Source organism: Kitasatospora sp. NEAU-CNBT7 (assembly GCF_057220535.1).
The window spans coordinates 19,846-45,558 of sequence record NZ_JBXQQB010000039.1 but is presented as its reverse complement, the minus strand read 5'-3'; the positions used below and the strand labels follow the sequence as shown (position 1 = coordinate 45,558).

At 73.0% G+C, this 25,713-nt stretch carries 24 protein-coding genes; 11 read left to right on the top strand and 13 right to left on the bottom strand.

What is annotated here, in order from left to right:
* Positions 1–35: 35 nt before the first annotated feature.
* Positions 36–1,253 (bottom strand): hypothetical protein, encoded by a 1,218-nt coding sequence (locus AC2TEW_RS33525; protein WP_484627040.1) that lies wholly within the window; start codon positions 1,251–1,253, stop codon positions 36–38.
* A gap of 202 nt (positions 1,254–1,455) precedes the next feature.
* On the opposite strand from AC2TEW_RS33525, the gene AC2TEW_RS33520 reads away from it, so the two are divergent.
* Complete coding sequence (locus AC2TEW_RS33520) at positions 1,456–1,899, top strand: VOC family protein (RefSeq protein WP_484627039.1); 444 nt, start codon at positions 1,456–1,458, stop codon at positions 1,897–1,899.
* A gap of 380 nt (positions 1,900–2,279) precedes the next feature.
* Here the strand turns inward: AC2TEW_RS33520 and AC2TEW_RS33515 are convergent, their stop codons facing one another.
* Positions 2,280–3,896, bottom strand: a complete 1,617-nt coding sequence (locus tag AC2TEW_RS33515) for a hypothetical protein (protein WP_484627038.1) — start codon at positions 3,894–3,896, stop codon at positions 2,280–2,282.
* Positions 3,897–4,195: 299 nt separating this feature from the next.
* Between AC2TEW_RS33515 and AC2TEW_RS33510 the strand changes: the two genes are divergently transcribed.
* Positions 4,196–5,527, top strand: coding sequence for an MFS transporter (locus AC2TEW_RS33510; protein ID WP_484627037.1), 1,332 nt, complete (start codon positions 4,196–4,198; stop codon positions 5,525–5,527).
* Between the two features lie 76 nt (positions 5,528–5,603).
* Here the strand turns inward: AC2TEW_RS33510 and AC2TEW_RS33505 are convergent, their stop codons facing one another.
* Genes AC2TEW_RS33505 through AC2TEW_RS33470 form a run of 8 tightly spaced genes read right to left on the bottom strand, consistent with a single transcriptional unit; the run spans position 5,604 to position 12,425 of the window.
* Complete coding sequence (locus tag AC2TEW_RS33505; protein WP_484627036.1) at positions 5,604–6,020, bottom strand: metal-sulfur cluster assembly factor; 417 nt, start codon at positions 6,018–6,020, stop codon at positions 5,604–5,606.
* Positions 6,021–6,042: 22 nt separating this feature from the next.
* Complete coding sequence (gene sufU, locus AC2TEW_RS33500; RefSeq protein ID WP_484627035.1) at positions 6,043–6,495, bottom strand: Fe-S cluster assembly sulfur transfer protein SufU; 453 nt, start codon at positions 6,493–6,495, stop codon at positions 6,043–6,045.
* A 16-nt stretch (positions 6,496–6,511) separates the two neighbouring features.
* Positions 6,512–7,759, bottom strand: a complete 1,248-nt coding sequence (locus AC2TEW_RS33495) for a cysteine desulfurase (protein WP_484627068.1) — start codon at positions 7,757–7,759, stop codon at positions 6,512–6,514.
* A gap of 20 nt (positions 7,760–7,779) precedes the next feature.
* Positions 7,780–8,544, bottom strand: a complete 765-nt coding sequence (sufC, locus tag AC2TEW_RS33490; RefSeq protein WP_484627034.1) for a Fe-S cluster assembly ATPase SufC — start codon at positions 8,542–8,544, stop codon at positions 7,780–7,782.
* A gap of 6 nt (positions 8,545–8,550) precedes the next feature.
* A complete protein-coding gene (locus tag AC2TEW_RS33485; protein ID WP_033820165.1) occupies positions 8,551–8,868 on the bottom strand; it encodes a bifunctional 3-phenylpropionate/cinnamic acid dioxygenase ferredoxin subunit in 318 nt (105 codons plus the stop codon).
* A complete protein-coding gene (gene sufD, locus AC2TEW_RS33480) occupies positions 8,865–10,100 on the bottom strand; it encodes a Fe-S cluster assembly protein SufD (protein ID WP_484627033.1) in 1,236 nt (411 codons plus the stop codon). Before sufD ends, AC2TEW_RS33485 begins: the two co-directional genes overlap by 4 nt.
* Before the next feature lie 56 nt (positions 10,101–10,156).
* The gene (sufB, locus tag AC2TEW_RS33475; RefSeq protein ID WP_484627032.1) at positions 10,157–11,569 is read right to left on the bottom strand and encodes a Fe-S cluster assembly protein SufB; all 1,413 of its coding nucleotides are present in this window, start codon (positions 11,567–11,569) and stop codon (positions 10,157–10,159) included.
* On the bottom strand, positions 11,562–12,425 hold the full coding sequence (locus AC2TEW_RS33470; RefSeq protein ID WP_484627031.1) for a helix-turn-helix transcriptional regulator: 864 nt from the start codon (positions 12,423–12,425) through the stop codon (positions 11,562–11,564). The genes sufB and AC2TEW_RS33470 overlap by 8 nt, the downstream gene beginning before the upstream one ends.
* Positions 12,426–12,581: 156 nt before the next feature.
* Between AC2TEW_RS33470 and AC2TEW_RS33465 the strand changes: the two genes are divergently transcribed.
* The gene (locus AC2TEW_RS33465; protein WP_484627030.1) at positions 12,582–13,508 is read left to right on the top strand and encodes an ABC transporter ATP-binding protein; all 927 of its coding nucleotides are present in this window, start codon (positions 12,582–12,584) and stop codon (positions 13,506–13,508) included.
* A 41-nt stretch (positions 13,509–13,549) separates the two neighbouring features.
* Entirely contained in the window at positions 13,550–14,269 is a 720-nt protein-coding gene (locus tag AC2TEW_RS33460; RefSeq protein WP_484627067.1) for an ABC transporter permease, read from the top strand.
* Between the two features lie 7 nt (positions 14,270–14,276).
* On the opposite strand, the gene AC2TEW_RS33455 is transcribed toward AC2TEW_RS33460, so the two are convergent.
* The gene (locus tag AC2TEW_RS33455) at positions 14,277–14,915 is read right to left on the bottom strand and encodes an LPXTG cell wall anchor domain-containing protein (protein ID WP_484627029.1); all 639 of its coding nucleotides are present in this window, start codon (positions 14,913–14,915) and stop codon (positions 14,277–14,279) included.
* A gap of 263 nt (positions 14,916–15,178) precedes the next feature.
* Between AC2TEW_RS33455 and AC2TEW_RS33450 the strand changes: the two genes are divergently transcribed.
* Complete coding sequence (locus tag AC2TEW_RS33450) at positions 15,179–16,153, top strand: COX15/CtaA family protein (RefSeq protein ID WP_484627028.1); 975 nt, start codon at positions 15,179–15,181, stop codon at positions 16,151–16,153.
* 61 nt (positions 16,154–16,214) lie between these two features.
* Here AC2TEW_RS33450 and AC2TEW_RS33445 read toward each other — a convergent pair whose 3' ends face one another.
* Positions 16,215–16,553: a hypothetical protein gene (locus AC2TEW_RS33445; protein WP_484627027.1), complete on the bottom strand. Its 339-nt coding sequence runs from the start codon at positions 16,551–16,553 to the stop codon at positions 16,215–16,217.
* 85 nt (positions 16,554–16,638) lie between these two features.
* Here AC2TEW_RS33445 and AC2TEW_RS33440 point away from each other — a divergent pair, with 85 nt between their 5' ends.
* On the top strand, positions 16,639–17,280 hold the full coding sequence (locus AC2TEW_RS33440) for a DUF2461 domain-containing protein (RefSeq protein WP_484627026.1): 642 nt from the start codon (positions 16,639–16,641) through the stop codon (positions 17,278–17,280).
* Positions 17,281–17,347: 67 nt separating this feature from the next.
* Here the strand turns inward: AC2TEW_RS33440 and AC2TEW_RS33435 are convergent, their stop codons facing one another.
* Positions 17,348–18,289, bottom strand: a complete 942-nt coding sequence (locus tag AC2TEW_RS33435; RefSeq protein WP_484627066.1) for a heme o synthase — start codon at positions 18,287–18,289, stop codon at positions 17,348–17,350.
* Positions 18,290–18,767: 478 nt separating this feature from the next.
* On the opposite strand from AC2TEW_RS33435, the gene tkt reads away from it, so the two are divergent.
* The 5 genes from tkt to pgl all read left to right on the top strand — a co-directional run bounded on the left by tkt (position 18,768) and on the right by pgl (position 25,626).
* Positions 18,768–20,864, top strand: a complete 2,097-nt coding sequence (gene tkt / locus AC2TEW_RS33430; protein ID WP_484627025.1) for a transketolase — start codon at positions 18,768–18,770, stop codon at positions 20,862–20,864.
* A gap of 104 nt (positions 20,865–20,968) precedes the next feature.
* Positions 20,969–22,084: a transaldolase gene (gene tal / locus AC2TEW_RS33425; protein WP_484627024.1), complete on the top strand. Its 1,116-nt coding sequence runs from the start codon at positions 20,969–20,971 to the stop codon at positions 22,082–22,084.
* Positions 22,085–22,184: 100 nt separating this feature from the next.
* On the top strand, positions 22,185–23,711 hold the full coding sequence (gene zwf / locus AC2TEW_RS33420) for a glucose-6-phosphate dehydrogenase (protein WP_484627065.1): 1,527 nt from the start codon (positions 22,185–22,187) through the stop codon (positions 23,709–23,711).
* On the top strand, positions 23,708–24,862 hold the full coding sequence (gene opcA / locus AC2TEW_RS33415; RefSeq protein ID WP_484627023.1) for a glucose-6-phosphate dehydrogenase assembly protein OpcA: 1,155 nt from the start codon (positions 23,708–23,710) through the stop codon (positions 24,860–24,862). The genes zwf and opcA overlap by 4 nt, the downstream gene beginning before the upstream one ends.
* Positions 24,859–25,626, top strand: coding sequence for a 6-phosphogluconolactonase (gene pgl, locus AC2TEW_RS33410; protein WP_484627022.1), 768 nt, complete (start codon positions 24,859–24,861; stop codon positions 25,624–25,626). The genes opcA and pgl overlap by 4 nt, the downstream gene beginning before the upstream one ends.
* Positions 25,627–25,713: the final 87 nt, after the last annotated feature.

Here is a 25,713-nt window from a genome sequence, read left to right as displayed (position 1 = left end):
TACCGGGCAGCCCGCCGCCCGCCGCCGGCACCCCGTCAGTGCCGGCTCCGCCCGAGCCGCCACTGCTCCCAGGCCGTCAGCCAGGCCTCCTCGGAGCCGGCCGGCTGCTCCGGCGCCCCGCCGCCCGACCAGAGCCGGTCCCAGGCGCGCTGCGCCGGCAGGCTGGGCACCTCGCTCGCGAACACCGTGTACCGGATGACCTCCTCGACCGCGGCCTGCCCCTCCGCGGTGCCCACCAGCCAGTCGGTGTTCTGGGCCAGTCTGGTCAGCTGGTTGACCATCGCGCTGACCGCCTCGGTGGCCTCGTCCCGGCTCTCCGAGGCCAGCCGCATCTGCTGCCGGACGGCCGCCTCCCAGCGCAGCGTGCCCGCCTCGCCGCGCAGCCGGCGCGGCAGCCGCGGCGCCCGCCGGGAGCGGATCTGCGCCTCCATCGCGACCACCTCGCTGACCCCGTGCTCGACCACCGCACGGTGCGCCTCCAGACCCGAGACCGGCGCCAGCACCCGCTCCTCCAGCGGCACGTCCTCGACCCGCTGACGGACCGCCAGCCGCCGCAGCAGCGCGGTGCGGCCCAGCACGTAGCGGTCGAAGTCCTCGATCCGGCGCAGCTCGATGCCGCCGGGCGGCACGCCCCGGCCGGTGACCGTGACGGTGATGCCGTCCACCCGCAGCCGCCCGGCCCACACCGGCCTGGCCTCGGAGTCGGGGCGGCGGTCCTCGTGGATCTGCACCGCCCGGGGCTCGCCCTCGACGGTGATCCACTCGCGCATCGCCCGGACCCGGCCGGGGCCGTCGCCCTCGTCGATGTCCAGCTGCTCGTAGACCCGGTCGCGCTCGTCCTCGACCACGTCCTCCAGCTCGGGCAGCGGCCGCTCCCGCTCGGCGCCGGGGCGGTAGGTGCGCACGGTGACGTACGGGCCGTCGGCCGAACTCCAGTCGCCCGAGCGGACCTCGATCCAGCCCACCCGGCCGTCGCAGACCTCGTACTCGGCGAGGGCGTCGCGGTCCGCACCGGGGAGCGTACGCGCCGCCTCCGCGGCCGGGAGCCGCGCACCGGGCGCCCCGCCCGAGGGCTCACCGGCAGCACGCGGGGGCGCGCCGCCCGCGTCGCGCGCCGGGACGGTCTCGTTCACCCCCCGCTCCACGCCGTACACCGGGAAGTCCGCCCCACCCAGGACCCTGCGGTTGTACTCCTCGTGGTCCGCGTAGAAGTCCTCGGGATCCTGGGGTCCGCTCGTGCGCTGCCTCGTCATTCTCTGCCGCACCCCCGCGTACTAGCCTCGCCTGTGGTCCACCGGGCGGCGGCCGGGCCGTGGCCCGCCACCAGCGCCGCGTCCGCAACACCATACGGCCCAGCCCCCTGCTGGGCCATCAGCTTCCCCCGTACGGTTGCCAGATCGGACGGTCGGCCGCGCCGGGACCCGGATGTCAGTAGCCTTGCCTACGCTGTGCGCCATGACCGCACCCAGTGCCTTCCCCGCCCGGATCAGCATCGTCACCCTGGGCGTCGCCGACCTCGCCCGCAGCGCCGCCTTCTACGAGGCCCTGGGCTGGCAGCGGTCCACCGCCTCCAACCCGCAGATCGTCTGGTTCCGCACCGCCGACTCCGCGCTCGGGCTGTTCCCGGCGGACGAGCTGGCGGCCGACGCCGGGGTCCCCTCCGGCGGGGAGCCGAGCTTCCGCGGCGTCACCCTGGCGGTCAACCTGGAGTCCCCCGAGCTGGTCGACGCCGCGCTCGCCACCGCCGTGGAGGCCGGCGCGACGGTGGTCAAGCCGCCGGCCGCCACCGACTGGGGCGGCTACTCCGGGTACTTCGAGGACCCGGACGGCCACCTGTGGGAGCTGGCCCACAACCCGTTCTTCCCGTTCACCGAGACCGGGCAGCTCGACCTGCCCTGACCGGCCCGGCCCCGGATCCGGCCCCGGCCCGGCGGCCACCGCCTGCGGTGAGGGGCCCGGCCGGGCGCCCTCGTCCACCGCCGTGCACGGGCGGCTCGCCCGCCCGCGCGGGCGGGGATGCCTCGGGGCCGACGTCCAGGGCCCGGCGCCCGCCGCGGGCGCCGGACCGGTGCCGGGCGCCGGGTCGGGCAGACCTGGCACCCCCGTGCTCAGCCGCACACCGGACACTCACCCGCTCACCGCTCGTCCGGGTGTGCGGACCGGTCCGGGCCGGAGGCCGGAGCATCGCCCGCCGGCGCCCCGGCCGCCCGCCACCGCGCGCCCGACCGCCCAGCGCTGCTCAGTGCCGCCCGGCGCCGCCCAGCGCTGCCCAGCGCCGCTCAGCGCTGCTGCGACCGCGCCCGGAAGGCCGCCTTCCGGGCCTCCTTGGCCACCGCCCGGTCCAGGTGCAGCTCCCCCACGATCTCCAGCACCTGCGCGGTGTAGGGGTGGTCGACGCGCCACAGCTCACCGAAGTAGCTGGCCGGGTTCTCGGTCACCGGCAGGCCCGCGACCAGCTCCCGCAGCCGGCCCGCGTCCCCCTCGCTGGTGAGCATCACGGCGGCGAACGAGTCCACCGCGGTCCACAGCGCCACCGGCCGCTCGGGCGCCTCGATCTCCACCCCCTGTGCCCGCAGCCAGGCCCGGGCGGCGCCGCCCAGCTCCGGGTCGTCCACCACCTCCAGCACGGCCGGCCGGGCCGGCTCCCCGAGCTCCTCCAGCGCCACCCCGCACAGCATCCGGCGCACCGGGCTCTGCGGGTCCCGGCCGCGCGCGGCGGCCAGCAGCTCGCGCGCGGCGGCGGCCGGCTCGCGGTCGCTCAGCCAGGCCGCCAGCTCCCGGTCGGGCAGCACGTTGGCGGACTCCGTGATGCCGCGCAGCAGCGCCTCGGCGTCGCCGTCGGCGAGGTCTCCGACCAGCGGGGCGTCGTAGCCCAGCTCCATCAGCCACTCGCGGACCGCGTACTGGCCGAGCGGCGTCAGCCGGACCGTGCCGAACCGGGCGGCCTCCGCCTCGTCCGGCTCCGCGCCCTCCGCGACCGCCGGCGCCGTCCCGGCCTCCTCGGCGTCCTCCTCCTCGAACAGCTCCGGGTCGATCGGCCGGTGCTCCAGCAGGCCGAGCTCGGCCAGGTCGCCCAGCATCGGGTCGAGCGCCACCATCACGTCGGTGATCTCGCCCAGCATCTCCTCGTCCGGCTCCTCGCCCTCCGGCACCACCAGCAGCGCGGCCAGCACGCCGAGCGGCACCGTCTCCTCGCCCGGGTCGGCGAAGGCGGTCATCTCGTAGAGCACCTGCAGCGCCTCGTCGAGCAGCTCGGCGGCGGCCTCCCTGGCCTGCTCCACGTCGGCGAGGCCGTCCTCGTCGGCGTCCTCCTCCTCGCCGTCGCCCTCCGGGGCCAGCGAGTCGGCCTCCGCGGCCAGCTCCCGCACGATCCCGGCGGCGTCCAGCCACAGGCCCAGCACCGCCGACGGGTCGCCCTGCTCGACGGTGTCCAGGTCGGGGCCGGGGATCGCCACGTGCTCGCCCTCGGCGGTGGTGCCGGTCTCCACCAGGTCGAGGTCGCAGGCCAGCGCCCAGGCCCGCATCGCCTCGACCACGGCCTCCTCCGCCACCTCGCCCTCGGCCGGCGCCAGCCCGAGCAGCCGGGCCGCGGCCTCCCGGTCGCCGTCGGCGAGGTCGCCGAACTCGTCCACCGGGCGGTGCGGCTGCGTCCAGCGGGCCAGCTTGACCGCGTACGAGATCAGCGGCACCGCCAGCGCGGCGGCCACCAGTTCGGCGTCCGGCGGCAGGCTGACCGGCGGCACCAGCACCGCGGAGTCGTCCAGGTCCTCGTCGTCGCTGCCGCGGGCCCCGTACAGGTCGGCCAGGTCGAAATCGGCGGGCAGCAGGCCCTCGCCTGGCTCGCCGCCCCCGGCGGCGGACGGGTGGTCAGGGGTGTTGCGGCTTCGTCCGGCCATCGTTGCGCGATCTCCCGTGGTGACGGTGGGCACTGCCGGACCGATCGCTGTGTGTCGGCCCGTCCACCCAGCGTATCGGCCTGGCACACCCGATGCCCGGCCTACCGGGGGCACGGCGCCGACCGGCTGCTGCGAGCACGTATCCTTCGCTGGGCACCTCGCACACCCCGCGCGGGCCCGACGGGCGACGAAGCCCACCTCCCCTTTCTGCTCACCCCGCCCCAACCGGGCCGCCGAGCCGTGCCACCACCCCGGGCCGGACGGGTCCCGGTGGTGCCCGGCCACAGGAGACCCCTGCCATGGCGGACCTCTCCCCCGCCGGCTCCGGAACCGTCCGGTTCCCCGGCAGCCGACTGTCGGAGGCCCTCCTCCCCCCGGAGCTCGCGCCCCGCGCCCAGCTCCGGCTCTCCGCGATCAGCCGCTGGAACGCGCTGCGCGGCATCCGCGTCGGCCTGGTCGCCGCCGCCCTGCTGCTGATGCTGATCGGCGCCAACCTGGCCACCCCGGTCTACCCGGTGCTCGCCGCCCGCTTCGGCTTCGACCCGGTCGCCGTCACCGGGCTGTTCGCGGTCTACGTCTTCGCCCTGATCCCGGTGCTGGCCGCGGTCGGCCACTGGTCCGACCACCTCGGCCGGCGCGCCCTGATCCTGCCCGCCATCGCGCTGGCCGCCGCCGGCGACGTGCTCTTCGCCACCGCCGGCAGCTTCTGGCAGCTGGCCGCCGGGCGCGCCGTCCAGGGCATCGCGGTCGGCCTGTCCACCGGTGCGGCCGGCGCGGCCCTCGGCGACCTGCTGCCCGGCCACCCCACGCTGGCCGCCAAGCTGACCCTGGCGTGCTCGGCCGGCGGCGTGGCGATCGGCCCGATCATCGGTGCGGCGCTCTCCGGCGGGGAGCACCCGCTGCTCACCCCGTTCCTGCTGCACGCCGTCGCGCTGCTGGCGCTGTGCGTGCCGCTGGCGCTGGTGCACCCGCGGATGCCCGGCCGGGAGCGGCCGCCGGCCTCCCCGCCGCGGATCACCACCCCCGCGCACCTGCGCCCGCAGCGGCTGCGGCTGCCCCGGCAGGGCCGCCGGGAGTTCCTGCTGGCCGCCGGCGCCGGCTTCACCTCGTACGCCGTCTTCGGGGTCTACCTGAGCCTGGCCCCCGCGGTGTCGGCGACGCTGCTGCACACCCCCTCGCGGATGACCGGCGCGGTGGTGGCGGCGCTGCTGCTCGGTTCGTCCGCGGCGGTCCAGCTGCTGGTGCCGCCGACCTCGGACCGGCTGGTGATCGCGCTCGGGATGACCGGGCTGGCGGCCGGGCTCGGCCTGGTGGTCGCCGCGTTGTACACCGGGACCCCGGCGCTGCTGTTCATCGGCAGCGTGCTCGGCGGGGCCTGCCAGGGCGTGGCGTTCCGGTCGCTGTTCACCGGCGCGGTCGGGGCGATGAACCCCGAGCGCCGGGGCAGCGAGCTGTCCGCGCTGTGGGTGATCGTCTACCTGGGCAGCTCCCTGCCGGTGGTCGCGGTCGGCGCGCTGACCCGCCACTACGGCCTGCTGCCGGCGGTCAGCGGCTTCGCCGGCCTGGCCGCGCTGGCCTGCCTCGGCATGGCGGCGGCGGTCCGCCCGCCGCGCGTCGCGCGCGGGCACTGACACCCCCCCGGTACGCCCGACGGGCCCCGTCCTCCTCGCGGAGGGCGGGGCCCGTCGTGGTGCGTGCGGCGGTGGCTCAGACGTTGAAGCCGAGCGCCCGCAGCTGGTCGCGGCCGTCGTCGGTGATCTTGTCCGGGCCCCACGGCGGCATCCAGACCCAGTTGATCCGCAGGTCCTGCACCAGACCGTCGGTGGCGGTCTTCGCCTGGTCCTCGATGACGTCGGTCAGCGGGCAGGCCGCCGAGGTGAGCGTCATGTCGATGGTGGCCACGTCGGACTCGTCGATGTGGATGCCGTAGATCAGGCCCAGGTTGACCACGTCGATCCCCAGCTCGGGGTCGACGACGTCCATCAGGGCCTCGGTGAGGTCCTCGACGGAGACGGTGCCCGCCGTGGTGCCCACGATGACCGTCGGGCCCTCGGCGGCGGCCTCGGGGGCGGCGGCCGCGGGGGCCTTCGCCTCCTCGGCCGCGGTGGTCTCGGTGTCGCTCATGTGTACGCCCTCCTCGGGCAGGTCAGTCGTTGATGGCGGGCTGCTCGGCCAGCGCCTTGGCGGTGGCGTCCTTCCAGGCCATCCAGCTGAGCAGGGCGCACTTGACCCGGGCCGGGTACTTGGAGACGCCGGCGAACGCGACCGCGTCCTCCAGCACCTCCTCGTCGCCCTCGCCCTGGCCCTTGCTCTGCATCAGCTCCAGGAAGGCCTCCTGCACCGCCTGGGCGTCGCCCACGGACTTGCCGACCACCAGGTCGTTCAGCACCGAGGCGCTGGCCTGGCTGATCGAGCAGCCCTGCGACTCGTAGGAGACGTCGGCCACGGTGGCACCGTCGAGCCGCACCCGCAGGGTGATCTCGTCACCGCAGGTCGGGTTGACGTGGTGCACCTCGGCGTCCCCGGCCCGCAGCCCCTTGCCGTGGGGGTTGCGGTAGTGGTCCAGGATGATCTCCTGGTACATCGAGTCGAGCTTCATCGCGGGCCCCGTCTCCTCAGCCGAAGAAGTTGCGGACGTGGTGCAGGCCGTCGATCAGGGCATCGACCTCGGCCGGCGTCGAGTACAGGTAGAACGACGCCCTGGTGGTCGCCGGAATTCCGTACCGCAGGCAGACCGGCCGCGCGCAGTGGTGGCCGACCCGGACCGCGATGCCCTGCTCGTCGAGCACCTGGCCCACGTCGTGCGGGTGGATGTCGCCGAGCACGAAGGAGATCGCGGCGCCGCGGTCCACGGCCGTGCGCGGACCGATGATCCGCAGGTCGGGGACGTCCAGCAGCCGCTCCACCGCGTACTCGGTGATCGCATGCTCATGGGCGGCGATCCGGTCCATGCCGATCGCCGTCAGGTAGTCCACGGCCGCGCCCAGCCCGACCGCCTGGGCGATCGGCGGGGTGCCGGCCTCGAACTTGTGCGGCGCCGGGGCGTAGGTGGACGCGCCCATGGTGACGGTCTCGATCATCTCGCCGCCACCCAGGAACGGCGGGAGGTCCTCCAGCAGCTCCTGCCGGCCCCAGAGCACGCCGATGCCGGTCGGCGCCAGCATCTTGTGGCCGGTGAAGGCGACGAAGTCGGCCTCCAGCGCCTGCACGTCCAGCACCATGTGCGGGGCCGCCTGCGAGGCGTCGATCAGCACCAGGGCGCCGACCGACTGGGCCTTGCGGACGATCGCCTCGACCGGGTTGACCGTGCCCAGCAGGTTGGAGACCAGCGTGAAGGAGACGATCTTCGTCTTCTCGGTGATCAGCTCGTCGATGTTCGACAGGTCGAGCCGGCCGTCGTCGGTCAGCCCGAACCACTTCAGCTTCGCGCCGGTGCGCTGCGCCAGCAGCTGCCACGGCACGATGTTGGAGTGGTGCTCCATCTCGGTGATGACGATCTCCGAGTCCGCGTCCACGCGGTACGGCTCGTCGGCCCAGCCGAGCATGTTGGCGACCAGGTTGAGCGACTCCGAGGCGTTCTTGGTGAAGATCACCTCGTCCCGGCTCGGCGCGTTGACGAACGCCGCGACCTTGTCGCGGGCGCCCTCGTACAGCGCCGTGGCCTCCTCGGCCAGCACGTGCACGCCGCGGTGCACGTTGGCGTTGTGCCGCTCGTAGTAGGCGTTCAGCGCCTCCAGCACCTGGCGGGGCTTCTGCGAGGTCGCCGCGTTGTCCAGGTACACCAGGGGCTTGTCGTCGTGCAGCAGCCGCTGCAGGACGGGGAAGTCCTTGCGGATCGCGTCGGTGTCGAGGAGCCCGGTCAGCGCCGAGCCGGGGTGCGGTGTCACTCGGAAGCGCCGCCCTTCACGTAGGACTCGTAGCCCTCGTTCTCCAGCTTGTCGGCCAGCTCGGCGCCGCCGGACTCGACGATCCGGCCGCCTGCGAAGACGTGCACGTGGTCGGGCTTGATGTACCGCAGGATGCGGGTGTAGTGGGTGACCAGCAGGGTGCCGACCTCGCCGCTCTCGCGGACCCGGTTGATGCCCTCGGAGACCACCCGCAGCGCGTCGACGTCCAGGCCGGAGTCGGTCTCGTCGAGGATCGCGATCTTCGGCTTGAGCAGCTCCAGCTGGAGGATCTCGTGGCGCTTCTTCTCGCCGCCGGAGAAGCCCTCGTTCACGTTGCGCTCGGCGAACGACGGGTCCATCTGCAGACCGGCCATCGCCTCCTTGACCTCCTTGACCCACAGCCGCAGCTTGGGGGCCTCGCCGCGGACGGCGGTGGCGGCGGTGCGCAGGAAGTTGGAGACCGAGACGCCGGGCACCTCGACCGGGTACTGCATGGCCAGGAAGACACCGGCCCGGGCCCGCTCGTCGACCGACATGGCCAGCACGTCCTCGCCGTCCAGCAGCACCTCGCCACCGGTGACGGTGTACTTCGGGTGCCCGGCCAGCGAGTACGCCAGGGTGGACTTGCCGGAGCCGTTCGGACCCATGATCGCGTGGGTCTCGCCCTGCTTCACGGTCAGGTCGACGCCGCGGAGGATCTCGCGGGGGCCGTTCTCGGCCTCGACGGAGACGTGCAGGTCGCGGATTTCAAGGGTTGCCATGGGGACTCAGGACTCCTGGTTGACGGAGACGAGCACATCGTCCCCTTCGATCTTTACGGGGTAGACAGCGACCGGCTTGGTGGCGGGCAGTCCCGAGGGCTTGCCGGTCCGCAGGTCGAAGCTGGAGCCGTGCAGCCAGCACTCGATCATGCAGTCCTCGACCTCGCCCTCGGAGAGCGAGACGTTGGCGTGCGAGCAGGTGTCGTTGATCGCGTACACCTCGCCCTCGGTGCGGACCAGCGCGACCGGTACGCCGTTGAGGTCGACCCGCTTGGGCTCGTCCTCGGCGAGGTCGGTCAGCGCGCAGGCGCGGAGGAAACTCATGCGACGGTCTCTTCCAGCTCCGCCTCGATCTTCTCCATCAGGCGGTCCTGGATCTCGGCGACGCCGATCTGCTGGACCAGCTCGGCGAAGAAGCCGCGCACCACCAGGCGGCGGGCCTCGTCCGCCGGGATGCCGCGGGCCTGCAGGTAGAACAGCTGCTCGTCGTCGAAGCGGCCGGTGGCCGAGGCGTGGCCGGCGCCGGCAATCTCACCGGTCTCGATCTCCAGGTTCGGGATCGAGTCGACCCGGGCGCCGTCGGTGAGCACCAGGTTGCGGTTGAGCTCGTAGGTGTCGGTGCCCTCGGCGGCGGCCCGGATCAGCACGTCGCCGACCCAGACCGCGTGCGCGTCCTGGCCCTGCAGCGCGCCCTTGTAGGCGACGTTGGAGCGGCAGTGCGGGGTGTCGTGGTCGATGACCAGCCGGTGCTCCAGGTGCTGGCCGGCGTCGGCGAAGTACAGGCCGAACAGCTCGGCCTCGCCGCCGGGGGCCGCGTAGGAGACCCGCGGGTGGATCCGGACCAGGTCGCCGCCGAAGGTGACCACCACGGACTTGAAGGTGGCGTCCCGGCCGACCAGGGCGGTGTGCTGGGAGGCGTGCACCGCGTCCCGCTCCCAGTCCTGGACCGACACGAAGGTCAGCTTGGCGCCGTCGCCGACCAGCAGCTCGACGTTGGCGGCCCGGGTGCCGGTGCCGGTGTGGTTGATCACCACGACGGCCTCGGCGAACGGCTTGACGTCGATCACCACGTGGGCGAAGGCGACCCCGCCCTCGCCGTGCACGTCGATCCGGACCGGCTCGGTCAGCTGGGTGTCCTGCGGGACGGTGACCACCAGCGCCTGCTCGAAGGAGCTGAACGCCTGCGCGGCGACCCGGTCGACCGGCTTGCCGGCCCGCCCGATCCGCTCGTCGTCCCGGCCGACCAGCGAGGCGCTGACGCCCTGCGGCAGGCCGAGGTCGATCTTGTCCTCGCCGCGGACGGCCTCGGCCGCGGTGCCGTCGTGCAGCCCGCCGAGGCGGTGCAGCGGGGTGAACCGCCAGTCCTCCTCGCGGCCGTGCGGCACCGGGAAGTCGTTCACGTCGAACGAGGGCTTGACCGAGACGCGGGCGTCGATCGGCTGCTTGACGGTGGCGCGGCCGGTGCCGGGGCCGGCCAGCTGCGCGCCCGCGCCGCCGGTGCCGACCTCGATGGAACCGGCGGTGGTCGAGCCGGAGGGGGTGTTGACGTCAGCCATGGCTGTCGTGGTGCTCTCTTCCTAACGATGCGGGTTGGACTGCGTGCGGCCGGGCGTCAGCCGACGGAGCCCTCCATCTGCAGCTCGATCAGCCGGTTCAGCTCCAGCGCGTACTCCATCGGCAGCTCGCGCGCGATCGGCTCGACGAAGCCGCGGACGATCATCGCCATCGCCTCGAACTCGGTCATGCCGCGGCTCATCAGGTAGAAGAGCTGGTCCTCGCTGACCTTGGAGACGGTCGCCTCGTGGCCCATCGACACGTCGTCCTCGCGGACGTCCACGTACGGGTAGGTGTCCGAGCGGGAGACGGTGTCGACCAGCAGCGCGTCGCAGAGCACGTTGGACTTGGCGCCCTTGGAGCCCTCACCGATCTCGATCAGACCGCGGTACGAGGTCCGGCCGCCGCCGCGCGCCACCGACTTGGAGACGATGTTGGAGGAGGTGTTCGGCGCCATGTGCACCATCTTGGCGCCGGCGTCCTGGTGCTGGCCCTCGCCCGCGAAGGCGATCGACAGGGTCTCGCCCTTGGCGTGCTCGCCCATCAGGTACACGGCCGGGTACTTCATGGTCACCTTGGAGCCGATGTTGCCGTCGACCCACTCCATGGTCGCGCCCTCGTACGCCACGGCGCGCTTGGTGACCAGGTTGTAGACGTTGTTCGACCAGTTCTGGATGGTCGTGTAGCGGCAGCGGCCGCCCTTCTTGACGATGATCTCCACCACGGCGCTGTGCAGCGAGTCCGAGGAGTAGATCGGGGCGGTGCAGCCCTCGACGTAGTGGACGTAGGCGTCCTCGTCGACGATGATCAGCGTCCGCTCGAACTGGCCCATGTTCTCGGTGTTGATCCGGAAGTAGGCCTGCAGCGGGATGTCGACGTGCACGCCCTTCGGCACGTAGATGAACGAACCGCCGGACCACACCGCCGTGTTCAGCGCGGCGAACTTGTTGTCGCCGGCCGGGATGACGGTGCCGAAGTACTCCTTGAAGAGCTCCGGGTGCTCCTTGAGCGCGGTGTCGGTGTCCAGGAAGATGACGCCCTGCTCCTCCAGGTCCTCGCGGATCTGGTGGTAGACGACCTCCGACTCGTACTGCGCGGCGACACCGGCGACCAGGCGCTGCTTCTCCGCCTCCGGGATGCCGAGCTTGTCGTACGTCGCCTTGATGTCGGCGGGCAGGTCCTCCCAGGACTCGGCCTGCTTCTCGGTCGAGCGCACGAAGTACTTGATGTTGTCGAAGTCGATGCCGGTGAGGTCCGAGCCCCAGGTCGGCATGGGCTTCTTGCCGAACAGCTTCAGACCCTTGAGCCGCAGGTTGAGCATCCACTCGGACTCGGACTTCTTCGCCGAGATGTCGCGGACGACGTCCTCGCTGAGGCCGCGCTTGGCGGTGGCACCCGCGGCGTCGGAGTCCGACCAGCCGTACTCGTAGGTGCCCAGGCCCTCGAGCTCCGGGTGTGCGATGTCAGTCATGCGAGGTTCCTCCGCGCGGACGAGCCGATTCGTTGGGGGACGTACCGACAGTCGGCACGGCACCGGGCCCCCGCCCACGGGCGGAGGACGGTGCGGCACCGGGTGCCGGCACATAGGTCGTGCAGACCCCGTCGCCGTGGGCGATGGTGGCCAGCCTTTGCACATGGGTGCCCAGCAGCCGGGAGAAGACCTCGGTCTCCGCCTCGCACAGCTGCGGGAACTGCTCGGCGATGTGCGCCACCGGGCAGTGGTGCTGGCAGAGCTGGGCGCCGACCGGCGCCTTGGCCGCCGACGCCGCGGGCACCCGCCGCACCGTCGCAGCGTACCCGTCGGCGCTCAGCGCCTCGGCGAGCGCCTCGGCACGCATGCCGTCCGCCGCCTCGGCCAGCGCCCGCTGGTACCGCTCGCCCTGCTTCAGGAAGCGGGCCCGGGCGAAGGCGGCGACCGCCTCCTCGCCCGCCTCGCCGCCGCCCACCGCGTCCGAGATCCAGCGCAGCGCGTCGGCGGCGAGCTGGTCGTAGGCCTGGTAGAAGGCGTCCCGGCCGCACTCGGTAAGGGCGAACACCTTGGCCGGACGGCCCCGGCCGCGGCTGCCGTAGACCCGCTGCTCCCGGGACTCCACCAGGCCGGCGGCGGCCAGCGAGTCCAGGTGCCGGCGGACGGCGGCGGCGGTCAGCCCGAGGCGGCTGGCCAGGTCCGCGGCGGAGGAGGGCCCGTGGTCGAGGATCGAGCGGGCGACCCGGTCCCGGGTCGCCCGATGCCCGTCCACCAGGGCTTCCGTCGCGGGCGCGGGCACGGCGGCGCCGGCGGCCGTGGCGGCCTCCGGCTCCTGGGCGTGCTCGCGCATGTATTTCACAACACGATTGTTGCGTAATTCCTTCCGGAACGACAAGCCGTGATCCACGCCTCATCCGTGGCTTCAATCACGCAGGTAAGCCTTACCTGACCTGGGAATTCGATCATTCCGGGGCGGTGCACCGGGTCCCGGGGCCGCCCTCTTAGACTCCCCGGTATGCGCTACGAACCCGCCGTCGAGGTGGCCGGGCTGGTCAAACGGTACGGCGACAAGATCGCCGTGAACGGCCTCGACCTGGCCATCCCCCGCGGCACGGTCACCGCCGTGCTCGGCCCCAACGGAGCCGGCAAGACCACCACCGTCGAGATCTGCGAGGGCTACCGCCGCGCCGACGCCGGCACCGTGCGGGTGCTCGGCCTCGACCCGGTCGCCGACGCCGCCCGGCTGCGGCCGCGGATCGGCGTGATGCTCCAGTCGGGCGGCGTGTACGCCGGCGCGCGCGCCGTCGAGATGCTGAAGCACACCGCCAAGCTGTACGCCGACCCGCTCCCGGTCGCCCCGCTGGTCGAACGGCTCGGCCTCGGCTCCTGCGGCCGCACCGCCTACCGCCGGCTCTCCGGCGGCCAGCAGCAGCGCCTCGCGCTCGCGATGGCCGTGGTCGGCCGCCCCGAGCTGGTCTTCCTGGACGAGCCCACCGCCGGCCTCGACCCGCAGGCCCGGCGCGCCACCTGGGAGCTGGTGCGCGAACTGCGCCGGGACGGCGTCACCGTGGTGGTGACCACCCATCACATGGACGAGGCCGAGCAGCTCGCCGACGCGGTCGCCGTCGTCGACCACGGCCGGGTGATCGCCGCGGGCAGCCCCGAGGAGCTCTGCCGCGGCGGCGCCGAGAGCACCCTGCGCTTCGACGGCCCGCCCGGACTCGACCTCTCCGGCCTGCGCAAGGTGCTGCCCGACGGCGCCGACGCGAGCGAGCCGGTCCCGGGCAGCTACCGCGTCCAGGCGCCGGTGGACCCCCGGCTGCTGGCCACCGTCACGGCCTGGTGCGCCGAGGCCGGTGTGATGCCGGAGCGGCTGGCCGTCGGGCGGCGCAGCCTCGAGGACGTCTTCCTGGAGCTGACCGGACGGGAGCTGCGCTCGTGACCACGTACGAACCGCGGCCGGGCGGCGCCCCGGTCGGCCGGATGCTGCTGGCGCAGACCGCGCTGGAGACCCGGATGCTGCTGCGCAACGGCGAGCAGCTGCTGCTGACCGTGATCATCCCGACCGTGCTGCTGGTGCTGTTCAGCGCCGTCGACGTGGTCGCCGCGGAGGGCCCCGGGAAGCGGGTCGACTTCCTCGCCCCCGGGCTGCTGGCGCTCGCCGTGCTGTCCACCGCGTTCACCGGCCAGGCCATCGCCACCGGCTTCGAGCGCCGCTACGGCGTGCTCAAGCGGCTGGGCTCGACCCCGCTGCCGCGCTGGGCGCTGCTCACCGCGAAGACCGGCTGCGTGCTGGTGACCGAGGTGCTGCAGGTGCTGCTGCTGTCGGCGGTCGCGCTGGCGCTCGGCTGGTCCCCGCACGGCAACCCGCTCGGGGTACTGGCCCTGCTGGCGCTCGGCACCGCGGCCTTCTCCGGCCTCGGCCTGCTGATGGCCGGCACGCTGCGCGCGGAGGCCACGCTGGCCGCCGCCAACCTGGTGTTCGTCCTGCTGCTGCTGGCCGGCGGGGTGGTGGTGCCGCTGTCGAAGTTCCCGTCGGCGGTGCGGCCGGTGCTGGAACTGCTGCCGATCAGCGCGCTGTCCGACGGGCTGCGCTCAGTCCTCCAGTACGGGGGCTCGGTGCCCTGGACGGATCTGGGGATCCTGTCCGCCTGGGCCGTCCTGGGGCTGGGCGCAGCCGGCCGGTTCTTCCGCTGGGAGTGACGTCGCGTCAGTGACGGCGCGACGGACGGCGGCGGAGCGCGAACAGGACGCCGCCGCCGACGGCGATCACGCCGACGCCGGCGGCCGCGAGGACGCCCGCGTTGCTGCCGCCGCCGGTCGAGGCCAGCTGCGGCCCGGTCGGGGAGGCGCTCGGGGTGCCCGCGGGGGTCGTGCGAGGGGTGCCGGTCGGCGGCGTCGAGGTGCTCGGCGTCGACGACTGACCGGTCGGCGGGGTGCTGGGCGGGGTGCTCGGCGGAGTGCTGGGCGGGGTCGAGGGGGACACCGGGCACTCGTGCGCGACCAGTTGCTTGGTGAAGCTCCAGCCCTTCTTGCCGTCCTTGTCCTCGTCGGTCCGGACGGTCAGGGTCGCGGTGACGTCGGCGGTGTGCGCCGCCACCTTGAACTCCTGCTGGAAGGAGCCGCCGAAGGCCACCTTGTCGAGCACCGTGTCGGCGCCGATGACCAGGGTGACGGTGTTGTTGCTCTTCGCGTTGTAGGCCGTCAGATCGACGGTGACCTTGTCGCAGGTGATGCCCGTCCTGCTGGTGTGTGCCGAGGCGGTGCCCGCCAGCACCAGCGGTGCCACCAGGCCGATACCGGCCGCCGCGGCGACCAGGCCGCCGGATATCCGTCGCTGCCCTGCCATGCTCTGTTCCTCATTTCAGCCGAGTGGCCAGAATCGTGCGCCGACCTCACCACACCCGATGTCCTTTCGGATAGACCTCGGACAGAACCGGGCCGAACCGGAAATGAATCATGGAAGATCGGGCACGATTCCCGGCCGCCGACCGGCCGCCGGCTCCGACCGGGCCGATGTCCGATCCGCGCCGGGAGTCCGTTTTGCGGTACTGCTCCCGCCGACGCCCGCCCCGCCCCAAGATCGGCCGTAAGCGCACCTAGGATGAACGGGTGCGTACCCCCTCCTCCCTCCTCGCCGACCGCTGGCACCCGTCCGCCGAGACCGTCCGGCGGGCGGCGCTGGCCGCGCTGGTGATGAGCGTGGTCATCGTGGTGACCGGCGGCGCCGTCCGGCTCACCGCCTCCGGCCTCGGCTGCACCACCTGGCCCCGCTGCACCGGCGAGAGCCTGACCCCGACGCCCGAGCTGGGCCTGCATGGGGTCATCGAGTTCACCAACCGGATGCTCACCTACGTGCTGTGCGGGGCCATCGCCTGGGCCACCCTGGCGGCCCGCTGCGCGGCCACCTGGCGGCGCGGCCTGACCCGGCTGGGCTGGGCGCAGTTCTGGCTGGTGGTGAGCAACGCCGTGATCGGCGGCATCACCGTGCTGACGCACCTCAACCCGTACGTGGTCGCGCTGCACATGGTGGCGGCGATGGCGCTGGTCTGGGTGTCGGTGCTGATGTGGGAACGGTCGAAGGAGGGCGACGGCGCGCCGCGGCCGCTGGTCGCCGAACCGATCCTGCGGCTGGCGAAGGTGCTGGTGCTGGTGGTCGGCCTGCTGGTGCTGGCCGGCACCCTGGTGACCGGTGCGGGCCACCACCCGGGCTCCTCCGGGACGATGGCCGAGCCGGTCCGGCGGATCTCGCTGGACTACGACCGGCTCGCCCAGGCCCACGCCGACCTGGCCTTCGTCGCGGTCGGCCTGACCATCGCGGTGATCTTCGTCTTCGCCGCCGTCAAGGCGCCGCCGGCCGCCCGCGCGCGGGTCCGCGACCTGATGGCGGTCCTGCTGCTGCAGGGCCTGCTGGGCTTCGTCCAGTACTTCACCGACGCCCCCGAACTGATGGTCGGGGTGCACATGCTGGGCGCCGCGCTGACCTGGATGGCCGCCCTGCGGATCCCGCTCGCGCTGCGCACCCGCGCGGACGGCGGGAGCGCCGCGGCGGCCCCCGTACCGGCCCCGCAGGCCGCCTCGGTCTGACCCGGTCCCGGCGTACGGCGAAGGGCCCCGAGCATCCGCTCGGGGCCCTTCGCGCGTCCGGTCAGCCGCCGAGCTGGAGGCCGGCCATCCGCTTCCACTCGTAGGCACCGGTGCGCACCTTGAGGCCGAGCTCGCCCTCGAAGTCGTCGTGCAGCGCCAGGCCGGCCAGTTCGGCCGCCCGGAGGCCGACGGCGTGGGTGGGGGCGACCTGGTCGCCCCAGGCGCCGTCCGCGCCGACCACGACGATCCGGGTGGCCGTGCGGCCGACGTACTCGACGACGCCGTCGGCGCTGCCGCCGTGCTGGGCGGCGAAGCGGGTGAGGTGCTTGGCGATGCGCTTGGCCCGCCGCTCGGCGCGGGCGTCGGGCGCGGCGGTGGTGGCGTTCTCTGCGCTGGTCATGCCCGCATGCTACCGATCGGTAGCCGCACTGGCGACGGGAGCGCGGTGTGCGGCGGACCACACGGTGCGCCGATAGCCTGGTCCGGTGACTTTCGAAGGCTGGCAGGACGAGGCACTGGAGTTCTACGAGCGGCTGGAGGCCGACAACTCGAAGGCCTACTGGAACGCCCACAAGGAGCGGTACGAGCGCGCGGTGCGCGAGCCGATGGCCGAGCTGCTGGAGCAGCTGGAGCCGGAGTTCGGGCCCGGCAAGATCTTCCGGCCCAACCGGGACGTCCGGTTCAGCGCCGACAAGGCGCCGTACAAGACCCACATCGGCGGCTACCTGACGGCCGGCGGCTACATCCAGCTCTCCGCCGACGGCCTGGCCTGCGGCAACGGCATGTACCAGCTGGCCTCCGACCAGCTGGCGCGCTACCGCGCGGCCGTCGCCGAGGACGTCACCGGCGGCGAGCTGGAACGGGTGATCGCCCGGGTGGAGAAGGCCGGCCCGCGGGTCACCGGCCGCGACCCGCTGAAGACCGCACCGCGCGGCTACCCCAAGGACCACCCGCGGATCGACCTGCTGCGCAACAAGGGCCTGGTGGCCTGGCAGGAGTGGGAGCCCGCCGACTGGCTGGGCACCCCGGAGGCGTACCGGCGGATCACCGCGTTCCTGCGGGCCTCGCAGCCGCTCAAGGACTGGCTCGACGGCCACGTCGGCCCGAGCACGCTGCCGCCGCGCTGAGCCCGGCCCCACCACGCGCGAAGGGCCCCGCCGGCAGTCCGGCGGGGCCCTTCGCGGTGCGGGCCGCCTACTTGACGAAGGGGTCGACCGCGATGACCACGAACAGCAGGGTCAGATAGGTGATCGACCAGTGGAACAGCCGCATCTCCTTGAGCTTGGCGCCGACCACGCCGGCCTTGGCCCGGGCGTGCAGGCCGTGCGCCTCCTTGAGCCAGGCCGCGCCCAGCACGACGGCCGAGACCGGGTACAGCCAGCTGGTGTGGGCCAGCGGCCACAGCGCCAGCGAGACCGCCACCATGATCCAGGAGTAGGCCACGATCTGCCGGGCCACCGCCAGGTTGCCCTTGATCACCGGGAGCATCGGCACCCCGGCCCGGGCGTAGTCCTCGCGGACCTTCATCGACAGCGGCCAGTAGTGCGGCGGCGTCCAGAAGAAGATCACCAGGAAGAGCACCAGCGCCGACCAGGACAGCGAGTTCGTCACCGCCGCCCAGCCGACGAACACCGGCATGCAGCCGGCGATGCCGCCCCAGACGATGTTCTGCGCGGTACGGCGCTTCAGGCCGAGGGTGTACACGAAGACGTAGAACAGCAGCGCACCGAGCGCGAGCGCCGAGGCCAGCGGGTTGACCAGCAGGCCGAGCCAGACGGTCGAGCCGACCGCCAGCGCGATGCCGAACACCAGCGCCTCACGCGGCGAGACCATCCCGGTCACCAGCGGGCGCCGCTCGGTGCGGCTCATCACCGCGTCGATGTCCCGGTCGATGTACATGTTGAGCGCATTGGCGCCACCGGCCGACAGGTAGCCGCCGACCACCACCCACAGCACCAGCAGCGGATCGGGCACCCCGCGCTGCGCCAGGAACATCACCGGCACGGTGGTGATCAGCAGCAGCTCGATGATCCGGGGCTTGGTCAGTGCGACGAAGGCCCCGACACGGGCCCCGAACGGCCGATGCGCAGGCGTCGCTCCGACCGCCCCGGCGGGGCGGGATTCGACGGCGGTCACGAACACCCCAACTCACGATGAACCTTCACAGGCGCCCACCGGACCCGTGGGTGCCGATACGTCCGCTCTGCGCGTACCACGCCACCTTAGACGCTCCATATCTCCCGACCGGCCCCGGGGTACCCCGGCGAGCCGAACCGCACACCGCCGGGTGAATCACCGCAGACCGGACAGGAGTTTTGCCCCTTCTATCCGCATTTCACGGCTCGCTCGTCTTGCCCCTCGGACGGGCGGGACCGGGGAGTTTCCGTGAAGGTAGGACGAAGACGCAGGTACGAGACCGAGCGCGACGCCCCCACCGGATCCCCACCGCTCCCAGCACGCCGGGTGAGGGGCCCCCAGGGCGGTAGGCTCGCACGCAGAAGCGGGATCAACCCTCCGTGACCGGCACCATCGAAACGTCTGGTCCACAGCGACGTGGCCGACCCGGTCCCCTTCACGGGGTCACACTTCACTATGGAAGGAGCCCTGAGTCAGGGTGAGCACGACGCCGAACGTATTCGAGTGGACCGAACTGGATCAGAGGGCTGTGGACACCGCCCGGGTCCTGGCCATGGACGCCGTGCAGAAGGTTGGCAACGGCCACCCGGGCACGGCGATGTCGCTGGCCCCCGCGGCATACGTGATCTTCCAGCGGTTCCTGCGCCACGACCCCACCGACCCCTCGTGGGTCGGCCGCGACCGCTTCGTGCTGTCCCCGGGGCACACCTCGCTGACGCTCTACACCCAGCTCTTCCTGTCCGGGTACGGCCTGTCGCTGGACGACCTGAAGGCCTTCCGGGTCGCCGGCAGCCGCACCCCGGGCCACCCCGAGCACGGCCACACCGCGGGCGTGGAGACCACCACCGGCCCGCTCGGCCAGGGCATCGGCAACGCGGTCGGCATGGCGATGGCGGCCCGCTACGAGCGCGGCCTGTTCGACCCCGAGGCCCCGGCCGGCACCTCGCCGTTCGACCACACCATCTGGGCCATCGTCTCCGACGGCGACCTGGAGGAGGGCATCTCCGCCGAGGCGTCCTCGCTGGCCGGCCACCAGAAGCTGGGCAACCTGGTCGCGCTCTACGACGACAACCACATCTCGATCGAGGGCGACACCGCGACCGCCTTCTCCGAGGACGTGCTGGCCCGCTACGAGGCCTACGGCTGGCACGTGCAGCGGATCACCCCCAAGTCCGACGGCGACATCGACGTCTTCGCGCTCGCCGAGGCGCTCGAGGCCGCCAAGGCCGAGACCTCGCGCCCGTCGATCATCGCGATGCGCACGATCATCGCCTGGCCGGCCCCGGACGCCCAGAACACCGCCAAGGCGCACGGCTCCGCGCTCGGCGACGCCGAGATCGCCGCCACCAAGAAGGTCCTCGGCTTCTCGCCGGAGAAGACCTTCGAGGTCTCCGAGGCCGTCCTCGACCACGCCCGCGAGGTCATCCAGCGCGGCAAGGCCGCCCGCACCGAGTGGGAGCAGGGCTTCCACGCCTGGCACGCCGCCAACCCGCAGCGCGCCGCCGACTTCGACCGGATCCAGGTCGGCGAGCTGCCGGCCGGCTGGGAGAAGGCCGTCCCCTCCTTCCCCGCGGGCAAGGAGGTCGCCACCCGCAAGGCGTCCGGCGAGACCCTCAAGGCGCTCGGCGCGGTGATCCCGGAGCTGTGGGGCGGCTCGGCCGACCTCGCGGAGTCCAACCTCACCACAATCGACGAGGAGAGCTCCTTCCTCCCCGAGGGCAACCCGCTGAAGTCCGCGAGCCCCTACGGCCGCACCATCCACTTCGGCATCCGCGAGCACGCCATGGGCTCCACCATGAACGGCATCGCGCTGCACGGCCGCACCCGCGTCTTCGGCGGCACCTTCCTGGTCTTCGCCGACTACATGCGCCCGTCCGTGCGCCTGGCCGCCCTGATGAAGCTGCCGGTCACCTACGTCTGGACGCACGACTCGATCGGCCTCGGCGAGGACGGCCCGACCCACCAGCCGGTCGAGCACCTGGCCGCGCTGCGGGCCATCCCGGGCCTGTCCATGGTCCGCCCGGCCGACGCCAACGAGACCGCGGTCGCCTGGCGCACCGTGCTGGAGCGGCACACCAGCCACCCCGGCCCGGTCGGCCTGGCGCTCACCCGCCAGAACGTGCCCACCTTCGACCGCGAGGTGTTCGCCTCCGCCGAGGGCACCGCCAAGGGCGGCTACGTGCTGGCCGAGGCCTCCGGCGCGGCGCCGAAGGTGATCCTGATCGGCACCGGCTCCGAGGTCCAGCTGGCCGTCCAGGCCCGCGAGGCCCTGGAGGCCGACGGCATCCCGACCCGGGTGGTGTCGATGCCGTCGATCGAGTGGTTCAACGAGCAGGACCAGGCCTACCGCGACACCGTGCTGCCGCCCAACGTGCGCGCCCGCGTCTCGGTCGAGGCCGGCATCGCCCAGGGCTGGCGCGAGCTGGTCGGCGACGCCGGCCGGATCGTCAGCCTGGAGCACTTCGGCGCCTCCGCCGACTACAAGGTGCTGTTCCAGGAGTTCGGCCTGACCGCCGAAGCCGTCGCGGGCGCGGCCCGCGCCTCGCTGCGCACGGTCGAGGCCGTCTCCCGATAACGCCGCCGGGGCCGGGGTACCCGACCGCACAGCGGGTACCCCGGCCCGTCTGACGACCCCACAGCAGACGAACGAAGTCGAAAAGAAGAAGAGGACTGAGCACCATGACCGACGCACTGAAGCGCCTCACCGACGAAGGCGTGGCGATCTGGCTGGACGACCTCAGCCGCGACCGGCTGAACAGCGGGAACCTGGCCGAGCTGGTGCAGAGCAAGCACGTCGTGGGGGTCACCACCAACCCGACCATCTTCCAGAAGGCCATCGGCGGCGGCAGCGCCGCCTACCAGGGCCAGCTCCGGGACCTCGCCGTCCGCAAGGTCACCACGGACGAGGCCGTCCGCATGATCACCACCAGCGACGTCCGCGACGCCGCCGACGTGCTGCGCCCGGTCTACGACGCCTCCAACGGCCGCGACGGCCGGGTCTCCATCGAGGTCGACCCGCGCCTGGCCCACGAGACCGCGGCGACCGTGGCCGAGGCCAAGCAGCTGTGGTGGCTGGTGGACCGCCCGAACGTGTTCATCAAGATCCCCGCCACCAAGGCCGGCCTGCCCGCCATCACCGCGGTCCTCGCCAAGGGCATCAGCGTCAACGTCACGCTGATCTTCTCGCTGGAGCGCTACCGCGCGGTGATGGACGCCTACCTGGCCGGTCTGGAGCAGGCCAAGTCGGCCGGCCTGGACCTGTCCTCGATCGAGTCCGTCGCCTCGTTCTTCGTCTCCCGCGTCGACACCGAGATCGACAAGCGCCTGGAGAAGATCGGCGGCGACGCCAAGGAGCTGCGCTCCAAGGCCGCGCTGGCCAACGCCCGGCTCGCCTACCAGGCGTACGAGGAGGTCTTCTCCTCCGACCGCTGGAAGGCCCTGGAGGCCGCCGGCGCCAAGCCGCAGCGCCCGCTGTGGGCCTCCACCGGCGTCAAGGACCCGGCCCTGCCGGACACCCTGTACGTCACCGAGCTGGTCGCCCCGGGCACCGTCAACACCATGCCCGAGGCCACCCTGGACGCCACCGACGACCACGGCGTGGTCACCGGTGACACCATCACCGTCAACTACGCCGACGCCAAGGCCGTGATGGACGCCATCGCCGCCGCCGGCGTCGACTACGACGACGTCGTCCAGGTGCTGGAGGACGAGGGCGTCGAGAAGTTCGCGGTCTCCTGGAACGAACTGCTCGACACCGTCACGGCGTCGCTCGCCTCGTTCGCCGACGAGAAGTGACCCCGCTCACCGCCATCGCACTGGAAGCGGAGCCCACCACGTGAGCAACACACAGCCGTACCCGGATGTCGAGGGGGCGGAGGCGGACCAGGGCGAACCCCTGCTCGCCCCCGTCAACCCGCTGCGTGACCCCGCCGACCGCCGGCTGCCGCGGATCGCCGGGCCGTCCGGCCTGGTGATCTTCGGCGTGACGGGTGACCTGTCGCGCAAGAAGCTGATGCCGGCCATCTACGACCTGGCCAACCGCGGCCTGCTGCCCCCGGGCTTCTCGCTGGTCGGCTTCGCCCGGCGGGAGTGGGAGGACGAGGACTTCGCCAAGGTGGTCCACGACGCGGTCAAGCAGCACGCCAGGACCCCCTTCCGCGAGGAGGTCTGGCAGCAGCTCGCCAAGGGCATGCGGTTCGTCCAGGGCACCTTCGAGGACGACGAGGCCTTCGACAACCTGCGCAAGACCATCGAGGACCTCGACGAGGCGCAGGGCACCGGCGGCAACTTCGCCTTCTACCTGTCGGTGCCGCCGAAGGCCTTCCCGGTCGTGGTGCAGCAGCTGAAGAAGCACGGCCTGGCGGACCCGCCGGCCGGCTCCTGGCGCCGCGCGGTGATCGAGAAGCCGTTCGGCCACAACCTGGAGACCGCGCAGGAGCTGAACCGGATCGTCCACGAGGTCTTCCCCCGGGACGAGGTCTTCCGGATCGACCACTACCTGGGCAAGGAGACCGTCCAGAACATCCTGGCGCTCCGCTTCGCCAACACCATGTTCGAGCCGATCTGGAACCGGTCGTACGTCGACCACGTGCAGATCACCATGGCCGAGGACATCGGGATCGGCGGCCGGGCCGGCTACTACGACGGCATCGGCTCGGCCCGGGACGTCATCCAGAACCACCTGCTCCAGCTGATGGCGCTGACCGCCATCGAGGAGCCGGCCTCGTTCCACCCCAAGGCCCTGGTCGCCGAGAAGCTCAAGGTGCTCAGCGCCGTCCAGCTCCCCGAGGACCTCGGCAAGCACACCGTGCGCGGCCAGTACACGGCCGGCTGGCAGGGCGGCGAGGAGGTGGTCGGCTACCTGGAGGAGGACGGGATCAACCCCGCGTCCAAGACCGACACCTACGCCGCCATCAAGCTGGAGATCAACAACCGCCGCTGGGCGGGCGTCCCGTTCTACCTGCGCACCGGCAAGCGGCTGGGCCGCCGGGTCACCGAGATCGCGGTGGTCTTCCAGCGCGCCCCGTACCTGCCGTTCGACTCCTACGCCACCGAGGAGCTGGGGCAGAACGCCCTGGTGATCCGGGTGCAGCCGGACGAGGGCGTCACGGTGCGGTTCGGCTCCAAGGTGCCGGGCACCTCCTTCGAGGTCCGGGACGTCACGATGGACTTCGCCTACGGCGAGTCCTTCACCGAGTCCAGCCCGGAGGCGTACGAGCGGCTCATCCTCGACGTGCTGCTCGGCGACGCCAACCTGTTCCCGCGCCACCAGGAGGTCGAGCTCTCCTGGGGGATCCTCGATCCGATCGAGAACTACTGGGACACCCACGGCAAGCCCGCGCAGTACCCCGCGGGGGCCTGGGGGCCGGCCGAGGCGGACGAGATGCTCGCACGAGACGGCAGGAGCTGGCGGCGGCCATGAAGATCGACCTGACGAACACCACGTCCAGCAAGATCAACGCTGCGTTGATGGACGCCCGCCGGGCCAGCGGCTCCACCGCCGCCGGCATGGTGCTCACCCTCGTCATCGTCACCGACGAGGGCAGCGCCTACGACGCGCTCAAGGCCGCCAACGACGCCTCCCGCGAGCACCCCTCGCGGATCCTGGCGGTCATCCGGCGCGCCGGACGCTCGCCCCGGGCCCGGGCCGAGACCCGGCTGGACGCCGAGGTGCTGGTCGGCACCGACGCCGGCTCCGGCGAGACCGTCATCCTGCGGATGCACGGCGAACTGGTCTCGCACGCCCAGTCGGTGGTGCTGCCGCTGCTGCTCCCGGACGCCCCCGTGGTGGTCTGGTGGCCGGAGAACGCACCGAAGAACCCGGCCCAGGACCCGCTCGGCGCGCTCGCCCAGCGCCGGATCACCGACGCGGTCACCGCCGAGTCGCCGGTCGACCAGCTCGCCCAGCGGGCCGACAGCTACACCCCCGGCGACACCGACCTGGCCTGGACCCGGATCACCGGCTGGCGCTCGATGCTGGCCGCCGCGCTGGACCAGCGGCCCGCCACGATCACCTCCGCGGTGGTCGAGGGCGAGTCCTACAACCCCAGCGTGGAACTGCTCGGCCTGTGGCTCACCACCCGGCTGCGGGTCCCGGTGGAGCGGGTCGTCACGGCCGGACCCGGCATCACCGCGGTCCGGCTGCGGGCCAAGGACGGCGACATCACGCTGGACCGGCCGGACGGGCTGCTCGGCACGCTGGCCATGCCCGGCGCGCCGGACCGGATGGTCGCGCTCAAGCGGCGGGACACCGCCGAGCTGATCGCGGAGGAGCTGCGCCGGCTCGACCCGGACGACATCTACGCGGCGGCCGTCCGCACGCCGGTCGACCGGCTGCGCGAGCCGTCCGCCGCGAAGGCGCCGGCCGAGCCGGTGGCCGCCGCGGTGGCGGCGCCGGCGCGGGTGACCGCCAAGGTGCCGCCGGCCGAGCAGCCGGCCGCGGCGGCGGACGCCCCCCGGGGCGGTACCGGCAAGGCGGCGGCGAAGAAGTCCGCGGCCGGGCCGGCCGCGAAGCCGGCTTCGGGGAAGGCGACCGCGAAGAAGGCCGCCACGCGCAAGCGGAGCGGATCGTGACCGGGGGCGCCCCGCAGCTCGTCGTGCACCACGACAAGGAGCTGATGGCCCAGGCGACCGCGGCCCGGCTGATCACCCGGATCGTGGACGCCCAGGCCGCCCGCGGCACCGCCTCGGTGGTGCTCACCGGCGGCCGCAACGGCAACGCCCTGCTGGCCGCCGTCGCCGCCTCCCCGGCGCGCGACGCGGTCGACTGGGCGCTGGTCGACCTGTGGTGGGGCGACGAGCGTTTCGTCCCGGCCGCCGACCCGGACCGCAACGCGGTCCAGGCCCGGGCCGAGCTGCTGGCGCAGCTGCCGCTGGACCCGGCCCGGGTGCACGAGATGCCGGCCTCGGACGGCGTCGACGGCTCCGACGTGGAGGCCGCCGCCGCGCGGTACGCCGAGGAGCTGGCGAAGGCGGCCGGCGGGGGCAGCGGCCTCGCCGTCCCGGCCTTCGACGTGCTGCTGCTCGGGGTCGGCCCCGACACCCATGTCGCCTCGCTCTTCCCGGAGCACCCGGGCGTGCGGGAGACCGACCTGACCGTGATCGGCGTACGGGGCTCGCCGAAGCCGCCGCCGGTGCGGATCTCGCTCACCCTCCCGGCGATCCGGGCGGCGCGTGAGGTCTGGCTGCTGGCGGCGGGCGAGGACAAGGCGGACGCGGTGGCGCTCGCGCTGTCCGGCCCGGGCGAGGTGCAGGCGCCGGCCTCCGGCGCGTACGGCACCGAGCGCACGCTGTGGCTGCTCGACCGCACGGCCGCGGCGCGGATCCGCGCGGCGTAGCGCAACCCAGGAGGCGGGGGGGGGGGGGGGGGGGGAAACCCCCCCCCCCCCCCCTTCGTGTGTTGGGGGGGTTCATCCTTTTTGTTC

Coding starts and splice junctions, on each gene's coding strand:
- AC2TEW_RS33445 (WP_484627027.1), bottom strand. CDS start 16,553: ATGACCAGCGCAGAGAACGCCACCACCGCCGCGCCCGACGCCCGCGCC.
- AC2TEW_RS33505 (WP_484627036.1), bottom strand. CDS start 6,020: ATGAGCGACACCGAGACCACCGCGGCCGAGGAGGCGAAGGCCCCCGCG.
- AC2TEW_RS33485 (WP_033820165.1), bottom strand. CDS start 8,868: ATGAGTTTCCTCCGCGCCTGCGCGCTGACCGACCTCGCCGAGGACGAG.
- AC2TEW_RS33465 (WP_484627030.1), top strand. CDS start 12,582: ATGCGCTACGAACCCGCCGTCGAGGTGGCCGGGCTGGTCAAACGGTAC.
- sufC (WP_484627034.1), bottom strand. CDS start 8,544: ATGGCAACCCTTGAAATCCGCGACCTGCACGTCTCCGTCGAGGCCGAG.
- AC2TEW_RS33460 (WP_484627067.1), top strand. CDS start 13,550: ATGCTGCTGGCGCAGACCGCGCTGGAGACCCGGATGCTGCTGCGCAAC.
- AC2TEW_RS33455 (WP_484627029.1), bottom strand. CDS start 14,915: ATGGCAGGGCAGCGACGGATATCCGGCGGCCTGGTCGCCGCGGCGGCC.
- AC2TEW_RS33520 (WP_484627039.1), top strand. CDS start 1,456: ATGACCGCACCCAGTGCCTTCCCCGCCCGGATCAGCATCGTCACCCTG.
- AC2TEW_RS33515 (WP_484627038.1), bottom strand. CDS start 3,896: ATGGCCGGACGAAGCCGCAACACCCCTGACCACCCGTCCGCCGCCGGG.
- sufB (WP_484627032.1), bottom strand. CDS start 11,569: ATGACTGACATCGCACACCCGGAGCTCGAGGGCCTGGGCACCTACGAG.
- tal (WP_484627024.1), top strand. CDS start 20,969: ATGACCGACGCACTGAAGCGCCTCACCGACGAAGGCGTGGCGATCTGG.
- AC2TEW_RS33525 (WP_484627040.1), bottom strand. CDS start 1,253: ATGACGAGGCAGCGCACGAGCGGACCCCAGGATCCCGAGGACTTCTAC.
- opcA (WP_484627023.1), top strand. CDS start 23,708: ATGAAGATCGACCTGACGAACACCACGTCCAGCAAGATCAACGCTGCG.
- sufD (WP_484627033.1), bottom strand. CDS start 10,100: ATGGCTGACGTCAACACCCCCTCCGGCTCGACCACCGCCGGTTCCATC.
- sufU (WP_484627035.1), bottom strand. CDS start 6,495: ATGAAGCTCGACTCGATGTACCAGGAGATCATCCTGGACCACTACCGC.
- AC2TEW_RS33510 (WP_484627037.1), top strand. CDS start 4,196: ATGGCGGACCTCTCCCCCGCCGGCTCCGGAACCGTCCGGTTCCCCGGC.